The organism is Arthrobacter sp. AG367, assembly GCF_007828995.1.
Lineage (GTDB): Bacteria > Actinomycetota > Actinomycetes > Actinomycetales > Micrococcaceae > Arthrobacter.
In genome coordinates this window covers 242,184-260,968 of sequence record NZ_VIVE01000004.1, presented here as the reverse complement: position 1 = coordinate 260,968, position 18,785 = coordinate 242,184, and the positions used below count along the sequence as shown (strand labels likewise).

The 18,785-nt window shown below is 65.7% G+C and carries 21 protein-coding genes; 11 read left to right on the top strand and 10 right to left on the bottom strand.

Features of this window, described 5'->3' with window-relative positions; all coding sequences use genetic code 11:
• Positions 1-126: 126 nt before the first annotated feature.
• The 3 genes from FB478_RS13645 to FB478_RS13635 all read left to right on the top strand — a co-directional run bounded on the left by FB478_RS13645 (position 127) and on the right by FB478_RS13635 (position 1,968).
• The gene (locus FB478_RS13645) at positions 127-273 is read left to right on the top strand and encodes a lmo0937 family membrane protein (RefSeq protein WP_018768678.1); all 147 of its coding nucleotides are present in this window, start codon (positions 127-129) and stop codon (positions 271-273) included.
• A 210-nt stretch (positions 274-483) separates the two neighbouring features.
• Positions 484-792, top strand: coding sequence for a hypothetical protein (locus FB478_RS21140; RefSeq protein WP_186447800.1), 309 nt, complete (start codon positions 484-486; stop codon positions 790-792).
• Between the two features lie 441 nt (positions 793-1,233).
• Entirely contained in the window at positions 1,234-1,968 is a 735-nt protein-coding gene (locus FB478_RS13635; RefSeq protein WP_261377405.1) for a glycoside hydrolase family 16 protein, read from the top strand.
• Positions 1,969-2,245: 277 nt separating this feature from the next.
• On the opposite strand, the gene FB478_RS13630 is transcribed toward FB478_RS13635, so the two are convergent.
• Both FB478_RS13630 and FB478_RS13625 read right to left on the bottom strand, forming a co-directional pair.
• Complete coding sequence (locus tag FB478_RS13630) at positions 2,246-3,493, bottom strand: RNA polymerase sigma factor (protein WP_144600870.1); 1,248 nt, start codon at positions 3,491-3,493, stop codon at positions 2,246-2,248.
• On the bottom strand, positions 3,493-3,828 hold the full coding sequence (locus FB478_RS13625; protein WP_018768675.1) for a YciI family protein: 336 nt from the start codon (positions 3,826-3,828) through the stop codon (positions 3,493-3,495). The genes FB478_RS13630 and FB478_RS13625 overlap by 1 nt, the downstream gene beginning before the upstream one ends.
• 195 nt (positions 3,829-4,023) lie before the next feature.
• Between FB478_RS13625 and FB478_RS13620 the strand changes: the two genes are divergently transcribed.
• Entirely contained in the window at positions 4,024-5,475 is a 1,452-nt protein-coding gene (locus FB478_RS13620) for an FAD-dependent monooxygenase (protein ID WP_144600869.1), read from the top strand.
• A gap of 14 nt (positions 5,476-5,489) precedes the next feature.
• Here the strand turns inward: FB478_RS13620 and FB478_RS13615 are convergent, their stop codons facing one another.
• Positions 5,490-5,906: a VOC family protein gene (locus FB478_RS13615; protein ID WP_144600868.1), complete on the bottom strand. Its 417-nt coding sequence runs from the start codon at positions 5,904-5,906 to the stop codon at positions 5,490-5,492.
• 90 nt (positions 5,907-5,996) lie between these two features.
• The gene (locus FB478_RS13610; protein WP_261377404.1) at positions 5,997-6,734 is read right to left on the bottom strand and encodes a GAF and ANTAR domain-containing protein; all 738 of its coding nucleotides are present in this window, start codon (positions 6,732-6,734) and stop codon (positions 5,997-5,999) included.
• Between the two features lie 143 nt (positions 6,735-6,877).
• Here FB478_RS13610 and FB478_RS13605 point away from each other — a divergent pair, with 143 nt between their 5' ends.
• On the top strand, positions 6,878-8,119 hold the full coding sequence (locus FB478_RS13605) for an acyltransferase (protein ID WP_018768671.1): 1,242 nt from the start codon (positions 6,878-6,880) through the stop codon (positions 8,117-8,119).
• Positions 8,120-8,150: 31 nt separating this feature from the next.
• Here the strand turns inward: FB478_RS13605 and FB478_RS13600 are convergent, their stop codons facing one another.
• Positions 8,151-8,879 (bottom strand): cation diffusion facilitator family transporter, encoded by a 729-nt coding sequence (locus tag FB478_RS13600; RefSeq protein WP_018768670.1) that lies wholly within the window; start codon positions 8,877-8,879, stop codon positions 8,151-8,153.
• A complete protein-coding gene (locus FB478_RS13595; RefSeq protein WP_144600866.1) occupies positions 8,876-9,202 on the bottom strand; it encodes a helix-turn-helix transcriptional regulator in 327 nt (108 codons plus the stop codon). The genes FB478_RS13600 and FB478_RS13595 overlap by 4 nt, the downstream gene beginning before the upstream one ends.
• Before the next feature lie 177 nt (positions 9,203-9,379).
• Between FB478_RS13595 and FB478_RS13590 the strand changes: the two genes are divergently transcribed.
• Positions 9,380-10,939 (top strand): HNH endonuclease signature motif containing protein, encoded by a 1,560-nt coding sequence (locus FB478_RS13590; RefSeq protein WP_056392943.1) that lies wholly within the window; start codon positions 9,380-9,382, stop codon positions 10,937-10,939.
• A gap of 17 nt (positions 10,940-10,956) precedes the next feature.
• On the opposite strand, the gene FB478_RS13585 is transcribed toward FB478_RS13590, so the two are convergent.
• Positions 10,957-12,492 carry an LCP family protein gene (locus FB478_RS13585; RefSeq protein ID WP_056392945.1) on the bottom strand — a complete coding sequence of 512 codons (1,536 nt, stop codon included), beginning with the start codon at positions 12,490-12,492 and terminating at the stop codon, positions 10,957-10,959.
• A 203-nt stretch (positions 12,493-12,695) separates the two neighbouring features.
• On the opposite strand from FB478_RS13585, the gene ftsW reads away from it, so the two are divergent.
• Both ftsW and FB478_RS13575 read left to right on the top strand, forming a co-directional pair.
• Positions 12,696-13,997 (top strand): putative lipid II flippase FtsW, encoded by a 1,302-nt coding sequence (ftsW, locus tag FB478_RS13580; RefSeq protein ID WP_235509850.1) that lies wholly within the window; start codon positions 12,696-12,698, stop codon positions 13,995-13,997.
• On the top strand, positions 13,981-15,270 hold the full coding sequence (locus FB478_RS13575) for an MFS transporter (protein ID WP_235509851.1): 1,290 nt from the start codon (positions 13,981-13,983) through the stop codon (positions 15,268-15,270). The genes ftsW and FB478_RS13575 overlap by 17 nt, the downstream gene beginning before the upstream one ends.
• Here FB478_RS13575 and FB478_RS21135 read toward each other — a convergent pair.
• Both FB478_RS21135 and FB478_RS13570 read right to left on the bottom strand, forming a co-directional pair.
• Positions 15,267-15,413, bottom strand: coding sequence for a hypothetical protein (locus tag FB478_RS21135; protein WP_155845532.1), 147 nt, complete (start codon positions 15,411-15,413; stop codon positions 15,267-15,269). The two genes, FB478_RS13575 and FB478_RS21135, sit on opposite strands and share 4 nt — an antisense overlap.
• 295 nt (positions 15,414-15,708) lie before the next feature.
• Positions 15,709-16,458, bottom strand: a complete 750-nt coding sequence (locus tag FB478_RS13570; protein ID WP_018768663.1) for an ANTAR domain-containing protein — start codon at positions 16,456-16,458, stop codon at positions 15,709-15,711.
• 227 nt (positions 16,459-16,685) lie between these two features.
• Here FB478_RS13570 and FB478_RS13565 point away from each other — a divergent pair, with 227 nt between their 5' ends.
• Positions 16,686-17,204, top strand: a complete 519-nt coding sequence (locus tag FB478_RS13565; protein WP_056392951.1) for a MarR family winged helix-turn-helix transcriptional regulator — start codon at positions 16,686-16,688, stop codon at positions 17,202-17,204.
• Between the two features lie 62 nt (positions 17,205-17,266).
• Complete coding sequence (locus tag FB478_RS13560; RefSeq protein WP_235509852.1) at positions 17,267-17,710, top strand: hypothetical protein; 444 nt, start codon at positions 17,267-17,269, stop codon at positions 17,708-17,710.
• A gap of 141 nt (positions 17,711-17,851) precedes the next feature.
• Here FB478_RS13560 and FB478_RS13555 read toward each other — a convergent pair whose 3' ends face one another.
• Positions 17,852-18,175 carry a hypothetical protein gene (locus FB478_RS13555; protein ID WP_018768660.1) on the bottom strand — a complete coding sequence of 108 codons (324 nt, stop codon included), beginning with the start codon at positions 18,173-18,175 and terminating at the stop codon, positions 17,852-17,854.
• A gap of 156 nt (positions 18,176-18,331) precedes the next feature.
• Here FB478_RS13555 and FB478_RS13550 point away from each other — a divergent pair, with 156 nt between their 5' ends.
• The gene (locus FB478_RS13550; protein WP_056392953.1) at positions 18,332-18,766 is read left to right on the top strand and encodes an arsenate reductase ArsC; all 435 of its coding nucleotides are present in this window, start codon (positions 18,332-18,334) and stop codon (positions 18,764-18,766) included.
• Positions 18,767-18,785: the final 19 nt, after the last annotated feature.

Genomic DNA, 18,785 nt, shown 5'->3' with positions numbered 1-18,785 from the left:
TTTCCCCTAATGGAAATCTGAATTAGGGTAAGAGGCACCACGCGGTAAACCTTTGTGGGCCTTTCCAGGGGCCGCCCCTGGCGGGGGTATATATGTGCCATCTGGAAACGAACCAAGGAGATTCTGATGTTGCTTTGGATAGCCATTATCATCGCGGTCCTCTGGCTTCTGGGCCTGCTAGCCAATATCGGCGGGGGACTGATCCACATACTTCTGGTTGTCGCCGTGGTGGTCCTGATCTTCCATTTCCTGCGTGGCAGGACCCGCGCCTGACATTCCTGCAAAGGCCCGTCCGTCACGCAAAGGCCCGGTCCCGGTAGTCGGCTAGCACCCGCAATCAAGGGCCGGGCCTTTGCGTGGGCTCGTGCGGGGCCCCGCACCCAAAATGTCAGGGAATCATCATCCTGTAGACACCCGGCAGTCAGCTTGCGCAGGAAGGATATGAGACAGGGGGATCTGTAAGCCAAGAGAAAAGGATGAGTCGTGACAAGTCTTGACCCCCATGTCGTTGGATCCTGCAGTGAGCTCGTTTCCGGCGATGCGATCGAAGCTTTCTACCAGAACACGTTGATTCATCGGGGCCCGGTGACGGACACAGACCCGGAATACGGGCGGTTTTGGATTCTGGACACATTGACGGGAAGCAGGTGTCTGCTCGATATCTTTGAACTCGAAATTGTCCGTATTCCGCCGCCTATGGCCGAGTCAGGGACAGGGCTTTTTTCCCGTAACGCGCACCAAAAGGAAACCGGCGCAACCTCATACTGGCGCACGGTATCCCCATTGGGCTGACGGTCCTCCCCGTAATCAACCTAACGCGTAGCCCCCTCAAGGCCCTGAACGGAAATATGAGTACCCACTACTCGTGACCGAATGCGCGGCTTGTCCGTAGGCTGAATTGACTAGGGGGACCAGGCTCCCGTCCAAGGTCTTCTGGGAGGAGCGAAACTCTTGAAGAGGATTCAGCATCGTGCATGGACTTGCGTCGTCCTCGTCTTGGTTATGACGCTTTTATCAGCTGTGGCATGCGGCGACCTCAGGCGTGCTCCAGGTTCATCGCCGCCCCAGGGAGCCGACCCGGAGAGCACGGTCTCCGATTCTGCGCAGGCGGCGACGGACGTCCCTTCCGCGGCCTCTGAGTCAGCACAGCCACCAACAGAGGAGCCTTCACCTGGTTCGGTACCGCCCCTTGTCCTCGATCGACCCTCAGACCCTTCTGCAGCCTCCCTGTCCGTGCCAGTGGGAGACCTGCCTGGCTGGAGGCAGGTCTTTGTTGAGGACTTCGCCGAAGGAGACGTTGGCGCTGGCGGATTCCCGGGCCCCGTCTACGGCACGCGCTGGAGCGCCAACTACGCGGACGGCACGCCGGACACAGCCGCCCAGCAGCAAAACAAGGGCGAACGGACATCCGGGTATTTCCCGTCGAAGGTCCTGAGTGTCCACGATGGCGTCCTGGACTTCTACCTGCATTCTGAAAACGGTGTGGCAATGGGTGCTGCTCCGTCACCGAAACTGGATGGGGCCAGCCAGCGGCCGTACAACAGCTTGGTGTACGGGCGCTATTCGGTCCGCTTCAAGGCCGATGTCCTGCCGGGATTCAAACTGGCATGGCTGCTGTGGCCGGACAGCAAGCGATGGCCCGAGGACGGCGAGATCGATTTTCCCGAGGGAGACCTGTCAAAGCTCATCTACGCAGCCGTACACGGCGTGGAGAACGGCGTGCACCGTTGGGACGCCCTACGTCCGGAAGTACCGTACGGGGACTGGCATATCGCTACTACTGAGTGGCGTGCCGACGGCATCGAATTCTTCCTTGATGGAAATTCGATCGGCGTGTCCAGGTCGTTCGGACTGAACACACCCATGCACTACATCCTGCAGACCGAGTCCTGCTCGCCAAAATGCCCGCTGCCCGAGACCAGCGGCCACGTCCTGGTCGACTGGGTGTCCATCTGGGCTAGGTCCTAGCCACGGCGAAGGCTTGGACTGACCCAACCAGCCATGGCACGACGGCGGCCCCGCGCCGTCGTCGTTCCTTTCAAGTTTTTCGGCACAAGGGTCTTTACGCACTGGCCACATGTTATTAAAGTGGGTTGGGTCATAGTCCGGATGGGCGCCGGGGGCGTCCGGGAAGGGGGAGTGCATCACCACTGACCGTTACCTACAGACAAATGACCACTACGTTGAAAGCCCCTCCTAGGAGGGGCTTTCCCTTTTCCCGGAACAGGACAGGAACCGGCGATGGCTACTCCACGAGTTGACCCAGGCGGGCCCGGAGGGCACGCCGCTCCGCCTCATTGCCGGTGAGGATCAGGGCTTCCTGGAACGCCACCCGCGCCTCCTCCGGGTGCCCAAGCCGGGCCAGGAAGTCGGCCCGCGCCGCGGCAAGATACGGGTACCGGGCGAGCTGCGGCTCGGCACCGAGCGCATCCAGCTCCGCCAGGCCTTCCGCATAACCCACGGCGAAGCCCAGCGCGATGGCCCTGTTGAGCTGGACCACCGGGGACGGCCACCTTTCCATCAGCAGGTCATACAGGACCAGGATCTCCTGCCAGTCGGTGTCGGACCAGGATCCGCTTTCATCGTGCACAGCTGCAATCGCGGCCATCAGGGCGAACCTGCCCGGAGGCCGCGAAACCAAGGCCTCCCGCAACAGCCCAACACCTTCCGCGATGGCACGCCGGTCCCATTTCGACCGGTCCTGGTCCTCGAGCAGAACCTGGTCGTCGTGCTTGTCTACCCGGGCGTCCCTGCGGGCGTCCGTAAGCAGGACCAGGGCCAGCAGGCCGGCAACATCGGGGTCAGCGGGTAGCAGGACCCGCAGTGTCCTGGCCAGCTCCAAACCGCGTTCGGCAAGGTCGCGGCGCATCAGGTCCGAACCTGACGGGGAGGTGTGCCCCGTCGTGTACACCAGGTACACCACCGACAGCACGCCGTCCACGCGTTCGTGCAGCTCAGACACCGGCGGTACCCGGTAGGGGATGCCGGCGGCGGCAATCTTCTTTTTCGCGCGGGTGATCCGTGCCGCCATGGTGGCTTCCGGGACCAGGAACGCGCGCGCCACATCGGCGGTGGACAGTCCGCACAGCAGCCGCAGCGTCAGCGCCACCTGGGCTTCGAGCGCCAGGGCGGGATGGCAGCAGGTGAAAATCAGCCGGAGCCGGTCGTCCGGGATGTCATCAGCGTCCGGCGCGTCGCCGCCATACTCCTCAGGTTCCAGCAGCTTGGGCAGGGCCCGCTGGAGGGTGGCCACGCGGCGCCGCATGTCCAGGGCCCGCCGTCGTGCCGTAACCGTAAGCCAGGCCCCCGGATTCCTGGGGATTCCGTTCACGCCCCACGTGGACAAAGCACTGGCATACGCGTCCTGGACCGCCTCTTCGGCGGCGTCGATATCCCCGGCAACACGCACCGTGGCCGCCAGCACGAACCCCCATTCGCGCCGGTGGGCGTCGGCCACCGCCGCGGCGACCTCGGAGCTGGCGGCGTGCGGCATCAGCTGACCACCCGAACGGGCCAGACCTCGACTCCAACCCCGGCGGGTACCTCCTTGGCGATTTCGAGGGCTTCATCCAGGTCGGCTGCCTCCACCAGGTAATAGCCGCCCAGGGTTTCCTTCGACTCCGCGAACGGACCATCCGAGACCAGGAACCCGCCCGACCCATCACGCCGGACGGACGTCACAGTCGAGGATGGCTGCAGGGCGGCCCCGTTGATCAGGTTGGAACCGCGCCGCTGCATAAACTCCTGGTAGCTGGCGCTGATCGACTCGCCTTCGGCCTGCCGCGCTACCGCCTCATCCTGGAAAATCAGGATCAAATACTTGGACATGTCGTGCTCCCTTCGCTGTTGGCCGGAGCCCTTCAGTGGAGCCCCTACCCATACGACGAGCACCGGAAGCGAAAATCGACAGCAGCGCGGGAATCCCCTTCCATTTCCAAGGTACCCCGCCGCGGGGGCCTTGCCGCAAGGCCCCGGGGGTGCCGCATACTGGCGGTCGACTATTCGTGGATTGAGGGGGACGGCATGCATGACGTGGTGATTGTGGGGAGTGGGCCCACGGGGTTGATGCTGGCGGGCGAGCTGCGGCTGGCGGGGGTGGACGCCGTTGTCCTTGAACGGCGGGAGTCCCAGGAGTTGGCGGGCTCCCGCGGGGGCGGAATCCATTCCCGCACCCTTGAACTGCTGGACCAGCGCGGCATCGTGGACAGGTTCCTTGCCGAGGGCAAAACGATTAACGCGGCCACGTTCGGCAACACACCGCTGGACCTGGGCGGGCTGCCCACCCGGCATCCATACACGCTGGCGCTGTTCCAGAACCACATTGAGCGGCTGCTGCTTGAGTGGGTGGAGGAGCTGGGCGTGCAGGTCCGGCGCGGTGTAGAGGTCACCGGCGTGGAGGCGGACGACGGCGGCGTGGACGTTCAGCTTGGCGCGGGCGGATCGCTGCGGGCCCGGTATGTGGTGGGCACCGACGGGGGCCGCAGCACGGTGCGGCGTTCGGCGGGCATCACCATGGCGGGCCCGGACGCAACCCGGAGCAGCCTGATTGCCGAGGTGAAGGTGGCGGGGGAGCCTGTCCAGCAGGGAAAGGTGGACGCCCGCGGCATCCACGGCCTCTACCCGATGGGGGACGGCACGGTCCGGGTGGTGGTGACCGAGGCTGCGCTCGGTCCAACCACCGAGCCCACCCTGGCGGACCTGCGGCAGGCGCTGACCGACGTGTTCGGCACCGACTTCGGCGTGCACAGTCCCACCTGGCTGTCACGGTTCACCGACGCCACCCGCCAGGCGGAGACCTACCGGAAGGGCCGGGTGCTGCTGGCCGGCGACGCGGCGCATGTCCACTCACCGACAGGCGGGCTCGGTATTGGCCTCGGCGTGCAGGACGCGGTCAACCTTGGGTGGAAGCTGGGGCAGGTGGTGCGGGGCCTCACCTGCGAGGAACTGCTGGACACCTACCACGCGGAGCGCCACCAGGCGGGGGAGCGGGCGCTGAAGTACACCATGGCGCAGTCGCTTTTCCAAAAATCAGACCCCCGGCAGGAGGCGCTGCGCGACCTGCTGGGCGAGGTGCTCCGCGTGGAGGGGGCCGGGGTTCCCATCGCGGCGCTTGTGACAGGGCTCGACGTGGCCTACGACCTGGGCGCCGGCCATCCGCTCCTGGGTCGCCGGATGCCGGACCTGGACGTCACCACTGCCGAAGGTCCCATCCGGGTCTTCGAACTGCTGCACCAGGCGCGGCCCCTGCTGCTGGACTTCAGCGGGCAGGAGTTGGGTGCGGGCCTTTCCAACGGCAGGGTGCGGGATGTTCCGGCCACGTACGACGGCGGCTGGCAGCTTCCCGTGCTGGGTGCTGTGGGTGCGCCCGCCGCAGTCCTGGTGCGGCCGGACGGGTACGTCGCCTGGGTGGGCGCGGGCTCAGCAGACGGGCTTGCCGAGGCCCTGGACACTTGGTGCGGCAGGGCCGGCGGCTGACCTCTCAGCGCAAGTTACTGCTTCGGCCCGGCGATGTTCACCAGCCACTGGACACCGAATTTGTCGGTGCACATGCCAAAGGTGTCACCCCAGATGGCTGTGTTCAACGGCATTGTCACCGTGCCGCCCTCGGACAACTTCTCCCAGTAGCCCCTGAGTTCCGCGTCGTCACCGCCGCTGAGGGAGATGCTGAACGTGTTTCCGGGCGTGTAGTCCATCCGCTGCGGGGTGTCCGACGCCATCAGGGTCAGCCCCGTTGGGGTATCGAGTTGTGCGTGCATGACCAACGGGTCTTCGGAGGGATCCTGGCTGGCCTGGAATTCCGCGAACGTGCCGATGTTCAGTTCACCGCCAAAGACGTCTTTGTAGAACTCCATGGCTTCACGGGCATTGTTTCGAAAGCTCAGATAGGGATTGAGCCGGGTGGGCATACGGGGACTCCTTTTGTGAGCGGGACTTCGTTGTCGGCACGCGTCATGCTAACAGGGCCCTCCCCAAGCGGGAAGGGGTGGGGTGAAGCCTCAGTCGTCGAAGTGGGCCTCAGCTGTTCCAGGGCCCGAGAACCGGTCCACCAGCGTTTCGGCGAGTTCGTTGAGCTTTTGGTTTCGAGTGCTGGAGGCGTTGCTGAGAAGGCCGAAGGCGGCATCCCTGCTGCAGTTGTTCTGGGCCATAATGATGCCGCAGGCCAGGTCGATGGCGGTCCTGGTGTCCATGGCCGACTTCAAGTGCTCGGCCCGCTGTTCCGCAGCCACGATCCGGACTGCGAGCCGCAGGGCCTTTCCCGCCATCTCGGCGAACCGGAGCCCATCAGACACCGCCTGCTCAGTGAAGCACCCCGTGGAGGGGGCGAAGAAATCCAGGACTGCCCCGGCGTCGTCATTCATCTTCATGGGGATGCCAAGGGCACTGGCAACCCCCGCGGCAGAAAGGGCGCTCCGGTATTCCGGCCACCGCAGGTCGGACGAAACGTCTCCCAACAGGACGGGAACTCCGCTTTCCAACGCTTCCACGCAGGGCCCGTCTCCCAGCGTTTGTTCAATCCGGTCAAGCACCGCGGCCCTGCCGCTGCTGCCGCCGATGGTGGCCGTACGCTTGCGCCGGTGCAGGGTGACAGCGCATTCGATGGGCACTCCGGTAGTGCTGGTCATGCTGGCTGCCGCGAAGCCGGTGAGTCCATCCAGCACCGACTTGATGTCCTCCGTCCCGGCGATCAGATCCACAATCCCTTCAAAGTCGTCCGCCATGTCCTGGTCCACCATCTGTTCAATGTAGAAGCAGCAGGAATCAGCCACAAGGGCGGGATCAGCGCACCGATACCAGCCTTCTCCAAGCCCGCGCACAGCGCAGTTATGGAAACGTTATATATGCTTGCTTAGTGGTTTTTAGGTCCAGCAGCGGAAATTTGTCAGTACCGGAACGCCCGTCGGCGCCCCAAACGGGGCTGATCGCGGGGCGCAAGCATGCCCTGGATGGGCTCCGGAGCATCGCCGTGGCGGGCGTGTTCTTTTTCCATACCGCCACGGACTCCATGCCGGGTGGATCCATCGGTGTTGACGTGTTCTTCACGCTGAGCGGCTTCGTGATCACGCTGCTGATCATGAAGGAACGGATCGCCACCGGCCGGCTCCACCTGGGCGTCTTCTACGCCAAGCGCCTGGCCCGGCTTTGGCCGGCGCTCCTGGCACTCTGCGCGGTGATCGTCGCCGTCGGCCTTCTGTTCCCGGCGTCAGGCTGGGGCGGCCAGGCGGGGTTCGTCCTTCCCGCTGCCGCGTACGTGATGAACCTGGCGCACTTTGGCATGTTCGGCGAGTCCATCGCGGGTGAAACCCTCGGCCCCACCTGGACCCTCGCCGTGGAAGAGCAGTTCTACCTGGTGTGGCCGCTGCTCCTGCTGCTGATGCTCCGCTTCTGGAAGGTCCGTACCTCAGCCTTGGCCACCGTCGCCCTGGCCGCCGTCTTCGTACTGAACCGGTTCCTGCTGGTGAACGCGGGCGAGCCGCTGGACCGCATCTACAACGGACCGGACACCCGGGCGGACGAACTGCTGATCGGCTGTGCGCTCGCCTTGATGTTCACGGCCGTGCGGGACGGTTCCCGGCTGCACCGCGCACTGGTGTCCGCTGCCCGCTGGGCTGCACCGCTGGCCGGCATCTCCCTGGTGGCAGCGCTGTTCCTGCTTAAGGAGCCGGACACCCCCGGCGACTGGTTCAACCTGTTTTGGACGTGGGGGCCCGCGGCGCTCGCGTTGTTGTCCGCGGTACTGATCGGTTCCCTGGTGCTCCAGCCGGCCGGGTTCCTTTCCCGTATCCTCAGCCACCCCTGGCTGGCCCGCCCCGGCCGCGATCTGTCCTACGGCCTGTACCTCTGGCACCTGCCGGTCTACCTGCTGCTGATGCCCCTGATCCCGGCGCTGCCGCTCCGCATCGCACTGACCGCAGCCCTCACGGTATTGCTGGCGTACGCGTCGTTCCGCTTTGTTGAGCGGCCGCTCCGGGGATGGGCGAACAAAAGGCTGGAGCCCGCCGTCGACCGTTCAACGCCTGCAGGTTCCACTCCCGGGACTCCGGGCCGAGCGCCTTCCGCGCCTAATGCTTCCAAGCAACCAGCGCAGGAACCCGAGCCTGCCGGCCAATTGATCAACTGACGCCTGACCAACCGACGCCTGAAGCTGCAGGTCAGTCCTTTCGGATGCTGGGCATACCCATGGACTCCGGTTTGGCGGCGCTGGAACAGTCCGGGCAGCACGCAGTGTTTTCGGCTTCGTCAGCCACCACGTGGGGAACGGCGCAGCAGGCGTCCCCGCGCCACGCGTTGACGCCTTCACGCACCGCAATGCCGGCGATCACCAGCGCCGCGCCGGCGTCTGCCCACCACCAGCCCAGGGTGCTGTTCAGGACCAGGCCAACCAGCAGCACGGCGGAGAGGTAGGTGCATAGCAGCGTCTGCTTGGAATCGGCCACCGCTGTGCGTGATCCCAGTTCCCGCCCAGCCCTGCGCTGGGTCCAGGACAGGACCGGCATGACGGCCAGGCTCAACGCCGCGATCACGATGCCGGGCACTGAGTGCTGGGCTTCTCCCGCACCCGCCAAAGAGCGGATGGCATTCACAGCCACGAATGCGGCCAGGGCGAAGAATGAGATGGCGATGATCCGCAGGGTCAGATGCTCACGCCGCTCCGGGTCCTTGGCGGAGAACTGCCAGGACAATGCCAGTGCGGAGGCTACTTCGATCACCGAATCCAGGCCGAAGCCGATCAGCGCCGAGGAGTCGGCCGCGCCGCCCGCCCACAGGGACACGACGGCCTCGATGACGTTGTAGGTGATGGTTGCTCCCGCCAGAAGCCGGATTCGCCGGCTCAGCACCCTGCGGCGTTCCGCGGTGGGGGAGTTAAGCGCAGCGGTCATGCGAAACACTCCCCATTCGGGGCGCAGCAGGCTGGGTCAACCGCGAGGACAACATTGATGAGGTCCTTGATAGCGTGGCCGATCCGGGCGTCCGCCAGTTCATAACGGCTCCGCCGCCCGTCCTGCACCGCAACCACCAGTCCGCAGCCGCGCAAACAGGTCAAGTGATTGGACATGCTCTGCCGGGACACCCCTAAGTTGTCCGCCAGGTCGGAAGGATAGGAGGGGGCATCTGCAAGTGCCAGCAGGACTCGGGCGCGGGTAGGGTCCGACACCGCATAGCCAAAACGGGCCAGCACAGGGGCGTGGGTGAGGGTCTGCATGGGCTGGAGGGTTTGCACGGTTTTAGAGTACATCCATCACTGTATTCAGGTGAAGATGAACTGTAATCCCAGTCCCCCGCAAAGTTTTCGGCTTGAACAACCGCCGCTGCAGTGGAGGGGCGGTTCACTTTCGGTGGCCCACCGGCAATTGTCAGACCCCCTTGTCATGATGGGTTTATGGGGAAAGTGGCGGTGGTGAGGGCGTTCGAGGAGATCCGTGCTGCCCTTGCTGTGCTTCAGGCTGAGGTGGATGGGGCGGGTCTGGAGGCGTTCGCGGATGCTGATGCGTTTTTGGATGCTGAGCCTTTCTCGGTTCCTGATCCGTTGTGCGGTTTGGCGGATGGGTGCCTGGACATCCTTGCCGGGGCCCGGGAGGTGGAGGCGCGGGTTGCGGGGGTGAAGGCGAAGGCTGCGGTGGCGTACGCGGAGGCTGCGCATGCTGTGGCGGGGCCGGACGTGCCGGTGGTGGCGCAGGAGATGGCGGTCGCGGCGGAGATCGGGTGCGTGCTGGCGTTGGGTCCCCGGGCGGCGGCGTCGTTCCTGGCCACCTCCCACGCCCTGACCAGCAGCTTGCCGCGGACTTTGGAGGCGTTGCAGTCCGGGACCCTGTCATGGCAGCACGCGATAGTGCTGGCCGACGAAACGGCGAGCCTTGATGCGGCCGGGGCGGCGGCGTTGGAGGCGCATTTCCTGCCACCCGATACACCGGACCCGGACGCCCTTCCCCCGGCCAGGGGGTGCCCGGTTGGGGAGCTGCCGGCGCACCGGTTCCGGGTCAAGGCGCGGACCTGGCGGGAGCGCCACCACGCCGAATCGATGGAGAAGCGGCATGCCAGGGGTGTGGCGGAGCGGCGGGTGGAGTTCCGGCCGGACCGGGACGGGATGGCGTGGCTGGGCGCGTACCTGCCCGCGGACCAGGCCCAGGCTGGCTGGAACCGGCTCACCGTTGCCGCACGGGGTTTGCAGGGGCCGGGCGAGGACAGGACCATGCCCCAGCTGCGGGCCGACAGTTTCGCCGCAGCGATCCTCGGCAGCGGCGACACCCGGGGCGGCAGCACCAGCAGGAGCGGGACCAGCGCCGCATCGGGAACTGGCCACCATTCGCCATCGGTCCGCGCCGAGGTGCTGGTTACGGTTCCGGTGTTCGCGCTGATGGGTTTGACCGATGAGCCGGCGATGCTGGATGGGTATGGTCCGGTGCCGGCGTCGATGGCGCGGCGACTGGTCGCGGACGGGGCGGGCTCGTTCTACCGGGTGTTGGTGGACCCGCGGGACGGGGCGCCGTTGGAGATTGGCCGGAAGAGTTACCGGGTTCCCAAGGCGATGCGGGCCTGGCTGCGGATGCGGGACGGGAAATGCCCGTTCCCGGGCTGCAGCAACACCTCCCTGGACACGGAGGCCGACCATCTTCTCGCCTGGCACCACGGCGGCACCACCGGAATCAGCAACCTGGGACAGCCCTGCCCGAAACACCACAGGCTCCGGCACACCACCGGCTGGAAACCCACCCCGGCCAGCACGAACGAACCACCCGGCTGGACCTCGCCCACCGGCCGCCACTACACAAGCGAACACCAGGACTGGGAACCACCAAAGTGGCCGCCAGGGTTCTTGCCCGGCGAACGAAGCCAGTCCCGCCAACGAAGCCTGCCCGGCGAACGATGCCGGACCCGCGAACGAAGCCTCCTGGGGAAGCGCGCCTTCAGCCCCATGCCGTGTGAGCCGCCGCGCCGGTAGACCGGCCTGTAGTCCTGCTACCCCAGGGGGTTGGCCGATTGGCAGGTCTGGTCGCTGCCCGTCTGGGCCACCACGCCGCCTGAGGAGTCGGCGGACGACGGCGGTGCGGCGGGTTTGGTGCCGGCGGCAAAGTCCGTGCCCGCGTACAGTTGCACGCCCTGGATGTTCGCCACCTGCTGCACGTTGCCTGCGGGCAGGCCGAACAGCGCTGCCACGTCCGCGGCCACGTCCTCGAACCCGGCCGAGTAGTAGACCATGGTCTTCTCCTGCGCCTGGGCCTGCAGCTTGGTCAGGTTGGTGAAACCGGCCTCGGAGAGCAGCCCGGCAATGGCATTGCTCCGCCCCGTCACGCCGGTGCCGTTGGCAATGGAGATGGGCTGCAGTGACTTGTCGTAGGCGGGTGCCGCGGGAGTTGCGGGCGCCTCCGTGGGGGAGGCGGAGGAGGGCTGGCTCAGGTCCGGGCTGCTTCGGAGCGCGGCGAAGAAGTTGGAGGCTGTCGGCTCATTCAGTGCCAGCCGGTTGGGGTCCGCCGGCGCCGGCACCGTGGGCGTGGTGATGAAGTTGATGTTGGCCGGGTCGATGTTCTTCAGCCGGTTGGCGATGGTCAGTAGCGATGGGATGGAGGACAGGCCCGAGTCAACGGTCAGGTTCCTGGTGATGGTGTCGGCAATGGTCAGGGTCTTCTGCGGATTGCCCAGCGTGCCCTCGGACTTGAGCTTCCGGCTGAGCGAAGCCAGGAAGCCCTGCTGGGCCTGGATGCGCCCCAGGTCCCCGCCGTTGGCGAAAGCGTGCCGGGTCCGCAGGAACGCCAGCGCCTGTTCGCCCTGCACCTGGGACGTTCCGGCAGGCAGGTTCAGCCCGCTGTCCGGATCGTGCACGGCATCGCTGACGCAGACCTCCACGCCACCCACGGCATTGGACAGTTCCTTTACCGCGTTGAAGTCGGCCATCATGAAGTGGTCCACCTCCAGGCCGGTCAGTTTGTTCACGGTGTCCACGGCGCAGCCGATGCCGGCCTGTGCCATGGCGCTGTTGATCATCACGTCCTGGCGGGCGGGATATGCCTGCTTGGTTTTGGGGTCCGTGCACGCCGGCACGTCCACCAGCAGGTCGCGCGGGAAGCTGACCACGTTGACGTGCTTGTTGTCCGCGGAAATGTCCAGCAGCATCATGACGTCGGACTGGCCGTAGCCGGAGGAGTCCTCCGCGCTGCCGTACTGGCTGTTGCTGCCGTCCCGGGTGTCGGAGCCCAGGACCAGGATCTGCATCCGGTCCGTGCTGTCGTTCACGGTCCCTTCGGTCCGCTCTCCACCCGCCGTCAGTTCAGACGTTGTGATGTTCGACTGCAGGCGCCACGCCCAGTAGCCGCCGAAGGCCACGGCACCGACGAGCAGCGCGGACACCACGGCGGTAACGGCCTTGAGCCAGCGCGGGACACGGCGTACAGGCCGACGGCGGCGCAAACTGGCGGCGTACAGCTCGCCTTGGCCGGGGTAGGCGCCGGGGGCGGAGCCAACCTGATCCGGGCCGGGGGATTTTCTGGAACCGAACACGAAAAAATGACCTTCGGGAGGGGACAGGTTTCGGCTACCCTACAGGCCCAAGCTGGCAATTCCCCAAGAACGGCAGCCTGCAGCCGCGCCGTCCCGGTCCTGGCGGCGGCAGAGGGCGTACTCTTTTTTCTCGGCGGGTACCCGCCCCGGAGATGGGCCCGGCCATGGGGGAAGCCCTGCTGTGCAGGCTGAGGAACGGACAGATGAATACAGGACAAAAGCAGCGCGTGGCGGGCCGTCCTGCCCGGCGCGGGCTGGGCAAAGTGGCGGTGTGGCTGGTGGATGACTCCCCGGGACGCCTCCGGCCGCTGATCCTGGCGGTGGTCCTCACGCTCTCGGCGATCGGACTCGTGGAGGTGGCATCGGCGTCGTCCGTGGAATCTGTGGCGGCAGGAAACAATCCGTACGACCTGCCCCTGAAGCAGGCCATGTGGACCGTGGCTGGCGTGGTGATCATGCTGGTGCTGGCCCGGATGCCCGTGCGGCGTATCCGATGGCTGGGTTGGCCGCTGCTGATCGGCTCCCTTGTTGCCCTGGTGCTGGTGTTCACACCGCTGGGAATGTCCGTCAACGGCAACCGGAACTGGCTGAGCGTGGGAGGTTTCACCGCGCAGCCCTCCGAGTTCGCAAAGCTCTCGCTGATCGTCTGGGCCGCCGCCATCCTGGACCGCAAGCAGGCCCTCCTGGGGCAGTGGAAGCATGCGGTCATTCCGTTGGCACCCGCAGGGGGACTGATCATGCTGATCGTGGCGCTGGGGCACGACCTGGGCACCACCATGATCATCATGATGATCCTCGCCGCCACCATGTTCTACGGCGGAGTCCGGATGAAGGTGTTCTCGGTTGCGGGGCTGGTCTGCGCGGTGGCAGCGCTGCTGCTCGCGGCCACCAGCGGCAACCGGATGGGGCGGATCTCATCCTGGCTGGGCATGGGATCCGACGAGGACGCACAGGGAATGGGCTACCAGGCGCAGCACGGCGCGTACGCCCTGGCCTCCGGCGGCTGGTTTGGCGTGGGCCTGGGACAGAGCCGGCAGAAATGGAACTGGATCCCGGAAGCCCACAACGACTTCATCTTCTCCATCCTCGGCGAAGAACTCGGCCTGGCCGGAACCCTGCTGGTGCTGGGGCTGTTCGCCATCCTGGCCATCGCGGTGTTCAAGACCATTGCCCGCACCACGGACACCTTCTCGCGGATCGTGGCCTGCAGCGTGATCACCTGGATCCTGGGACAGGCCGTGATCAACATTGCCATGGTCAGCGGACTGCTGCCGGTGATCGGCGTGCCGCTGCCGTTCATCTCCTATGGCGGATCGGCCATGGTCTCCTCACTGGCCGGCATCGGGGTGATCCTGGCGGTAACGCGTCCGGAAGGTGTACACCCTCACCCCACCCGGTCCCGTCGCGCCGGACCCGGCCGTCCCGTGTCAGCCCGGGCCGTGTCAACCCGAGCTGTGTCCGGCCGGGGCGTGAAGCAGGCCCGGGAGCATGCGTACCAGCGGTAGCGCCGGCGGGACAACTCCTCCGGCGCCCATGACTGCCATCCGCTTCATCCTGGTCTTCGGGGTGGTCAGTGCGCTGATGGACATGGTCTACGAAGGGGCGCGGAGCGTCACCGGCCCTTACCTGGGTGCGCTGGGCGCGTCCGCGCTCCTGGTCAGCGTGGTCACGGGGGCTGGTGAAGCGGTGGCCTTGGTGCTCCGCCTGGTGTTCGGGCGGCTGGCCGACCGGCCGGCGCTGCGATGGACGCTCGCACTCAGCGGTTATGCCCTGACCGCGCTGTCCGTGCCGTTGCTGGGGATCACCGATGCGCTGTGGATAGCCTGCCTGCTGGTCCTGGCGGAAAGGCTGGGCAAGGCGGTGCGGAGCCCGGCGAAGGACACCATGCTGGCCGAGGCCGGTTCAGCGATGGGGCAGGGCAAGGCGTTCGCGCTGCACGAGGCGCTGGACCAGGTGGGGGCGCTGGTGGGGCCGCTGCTGGTGGGGGCGGCCCTGGCGCTGTCCGGCAGCTACGGTCCCGGGTTCCTGCTCCTGGCTGTTCCGGGGCTTGCTGCCATGCTGATTCTGTTCCGCCTCAGGCGACGTGTTCCCGACCCCGGTGTCTACGAGCCTTCCGCCGCGCCGCCAGCCCCACCCAGCCCCGCTCCCGCCAGCCCCGTTCCCGCCCAGGACACAATTGCTGGGAAGCCGGCCCCAATGCCGCGCCAGTACTGGCTCTACGCAGCCTTCAGCAGCCTGACCATGTTCGGCTATGCCACGTTCGGCCTGCTGTCGTTCCATCTGGTGGCCACCGGACTCCTGCCGCCCTCATTGGTCCCGGTGCTTTACGCCGCGGCCATGGGAGTGGATGCCGTGGCGGCATTGGTTTCCGGCTGGCTTTTTGACCGGGTGGGGTTGAAGGTTCTCCTGGCCCTTCCGGTCCTGGCCGCCGCGGTCCCGTGGCTGGGCTTCAGCAACAGCACGGCGCTTGCGGTGGCGGGGGTGCTGCTGTGGGGAGCAGCGATGGGTGTCCAGGAAAGTACCATGCGGGCCGGGGTGGCGGGCCTCGCTCCGGTGGCCCGGCGGGGGAGTGCTTACGGGATGTTCACTGCCTGCTACGGCCTTGCCTGGCTGGCCGGCAGTTTCGTCATCGGCCTGCTCTACGAGATCTCAGTTCCTGCACTTGCGGTTACCGTCACGGTGGTCCAGGCCGCGGCCCTGGCGGTCTTCGCCGTCGTACGTCCGCACGCCTCCGGCAGGGAAGGCCAACCGCCGTCTTCGGGGAACGAAACTACCTAGGCGACCGCCCCGGCAATCTCGGGGCACTCAACGCAGCGGACGTCCGCAACCAGGGACCCGGCGTCGTCCTTTTGGAAATGGGTGACGTGATTGGTGGTCCTGCCGCAGGTGGGGCAGAAGCTCTGGCTTTGTTTTGTCCACATGCATGAATAATACGGAACGCCCCCACAAAGAGAAGATCGCGGGCCAAAGTATGTGGATCGCCGCAGTTTTCCTTTACCGGATCTTGACCAAAGCTGCTGGCGATCCTTCAGGAAATGCTGAGTTTCGCCGCATAGCTTGGGCTCATCAGGCAGTACGGAAGGAGCGCAGGACAATGACCATTACCGATTACTTTGTGGCTCTCGGCGGCATGCTGGCTTCACTCGGAGGTGCAGGGCTGGTGGCGGCCGGCCTTATCAGGGCACGGGCACGGCACTAGGCTTTTCGCCGCAGTTCCTACGCGATTGCCGGGGGCTCGAACCGTGTTCCGGGCGTGCCGCTGGGCAGTGACCTCAGGATGTTCTCCGCAACGCTGCGGACCTTCAGGTTCCGGTGCCGCGAGGTGCCGGCAAGCTTGCTGAACGCCTCCGTGTATGAGCAGCGGTTCTGCGCCATGAGCACGCCGCAGGCCACGTCGATGCTGGTCCGGCTCTCCAGTACCTGTTTCAGGTTGTCCCCGGCGCGGATGACGCCGTGCACGTCGAGGGCCAGCTTCAGGCTGTGCGATGCCACCTCGCCAAACCAGGCTGCCTCGTTGATCACCTTGGCGTTGAAAACGTAGTTTGCCGGTCCCAGGAACACGAGGGCTCCAGCCGAGCCCGGCTGCAGTTCCAGGGGAACGGCAAGCGCTGAGCCGAAGCCTTTGTCCAGCAGCCGCCTGCGGTACGCCTCCCAGCGGGCGCCGGCCTGGTTGATCACTGCCGGCGCCATCAGCGGCGAACCAAGAGCGGTGGGGCTGTCCCCGTGCTCGTCCTCCGATGCCACGCTGGCCGCGGCCGGAGTGCTGCCGGCGGTGGCAAAACAGGACCGCTGCCGGTGCAGGACGGCGGCGCACTCCAGTGCCCTTCCGGCGGAAGTGCTGATCCAGCGGGCGGCAGCATCGGTGAGCTTCTGCAGGGACCCTGCATCGCCGTCGGCCCCTGTCACCAAATCCAGCAGGAACCCCTGCCGTTCGGGCTCCACATTGTCTGCCGGGCCAACCGCCACCCTGCACCCCCGTCTCGTCACGCCCCTTGGCCGTGGCGCCGCGGGTTGGAAGAAACCTATTGGGCCGGGACGGTGTGCGGCACGAGTAGCCGGTACTCTACTTTTCCCGTGCCGCCCGCCCGGGTACTTGCCTGCTGCTTTTCAACGTTGTGGAGGTGGCGGGGGAACAAGTGGGCTACCATGGGTTTGTTAGACAGCCAAGCAAGTAGGATATCGAAGGAATTCGCATGAACCCGCATGGTGCAAGCGAAGGCTACTGGTACCCACCCGTCGAGGGCGTCGAGCCCGGGGCTGTTGATGTCATCAACGCGCTCCGCGAATTCCGGACCTCGGAGAGCGCTATGAGAAGGCGCACCCGATCGTCCGCCGCAATGGGGGAGACGGACCTCCTGGCGCTGCGGCACCTCATCGATGCAGAGGCTGCCGGCGTGGGAATCCGACCCACGGAACTTGCAGCCCGCCTGTGCATCACGTCCGCCTCCATGACCAGTCTTGTGGACCGCCTGGTGTCCGGCGGCTACGTCACCCGGGAGCCCCACCCCTCGGACCGCCGCGCCGTCATCCTGCGGCCTACTCCCGGCGCCGACGAGGAAGTCCGGCACAACCTGAACCAGATGCACAAGCGCATGCTGGAAGCCGCCGAATCGTTGTCTTCCGAAGAAATCAAGGCCGTCATGCACTTCCTGGTGCGCATGCGGGAAGCAGTGGACGCCGTCAACTCCGGCCCCGGCATTACCGGCCGGTAGACAAAGAGATAATCCTAGTTAGACTAGCTACATTGTTAGTTAACTACTGGACGGCGGATTGCATGACTGCAGTACTTGAACCTCAGGCGCCGGGGCAGTCGACCCGCGTTGAGCACTACGAAGAACTCCCGCTTCAGCCCGCACCCTCTGTGATTGGCGTCCCCAAGGCACCCTTTCACTGCGGCGCAGCGATGGCGGCCGGCCCCGTACCGATAGCGTCGCTGGGGTGGGCACCATTGGAGCTTGGCTCGGCGGAATGGTCCTGCGCATGCGGTTACAGGATCGTCGACGGCGGCACTGCCGGTGATCCGCTGGAGGCCGTCCAATTGGCTTCCGCAAGGGTGGAGAGCCTCCAGTGGGAGCTGGATGCGGCGCAGGAGCGGTTTGAGCATGCAGTCCAGAGCGCCGCGAGGCTGGGTGCAGGGCAGGAGGACCTGGGCAGGGCCGCCGGCCTCACCGTTGAGGAGCTTCAGGACATCCTGGTTGCCAAGGACCAGCTCCGGTAAAACAAAAACTGCCCCACCATCCCGAAGTGCAGCCATCCGTTTGTTCAGATGCAGCTGCACTTCGGGCTGTTGGAGCGGAAAGAGAAGCGGTGGTCGGCCTGCTCTGGCCCGAAAAATGGGCGCGGCGAGCGGCCGGGAAATTTATGCGGCCAGGCGGCCGGCCGTGTGACGCGGATGTCGGCGGTCAGCCAGCACGCTGATGGTGCAGGGAGCCTGTTCCGGATCGATTTTGGCTGGAAGGTGCCTTGTTTCAGAGGCGGCGCGGAGCATTTCCAGTGCTTCCTCGTCCACCCAGGCGCTGGAAACGTCCAGTTCCAGGTCCAGGCCTCCCCTGAGGGAGTTGGCACGCTTTGCCACTACATAGAGGGCGTTGACGCTGTGAATGGTGATATGCCCCGTTGCAATCACCTTGGCCTTGCTGTGGTCCAGATCCACCCGGACTACGATGTTCAGCTTAGAGTTCAAGTTGTAAAGCCTTCCCCGGCATTGGCTGCGACGCTGCAGCTTCTTGCATGGCCCGTTTGCATGAGCCTCAATTAGATTAGGCAACAAATGTGACCTGCGCAACACGGGGGGGCTTTATTACACCGAACGTAGTTTCCTACCAGTTTGAGGAGTGCCATGAGCATCGACCCCGCAGGAAAGCCTTCCGTCCTCTTTGTCTGCGTCCACAACGCCGGCCGGTCCCAGATGGCGGCAGCGTTCCTCACATCCTTGTCCAGGGGAGCCGTCGAGGTGCGCTCCGCCGGTTCCCAGCCGGCCGACAAGGTCAATCCGGCGGCGGTGGAGGCCATGGCCGAGGCAGGCATCGACATGTCCGCAGAGGTCCCCAAGGTACTCACCACCGAGGCAGTGAAAGAATCGGACGTGGTGATCACCATGGGCTGCGGTGACGAGTGCCCGTTCTTCCCGGGCAAGCGTTACGAAGACTGGGTCCTGGAGGATCCGGCCGGCAAGGGCGTTGAGTCCGTCCGTCCAATCCGTGATGAGATCAAGGCACGCGTTGAACAACTGATCACCGAACTCCTGCCCGCGCAGCACGCGGACGCCCAGTAGTACCGCCACCGAAGGACAA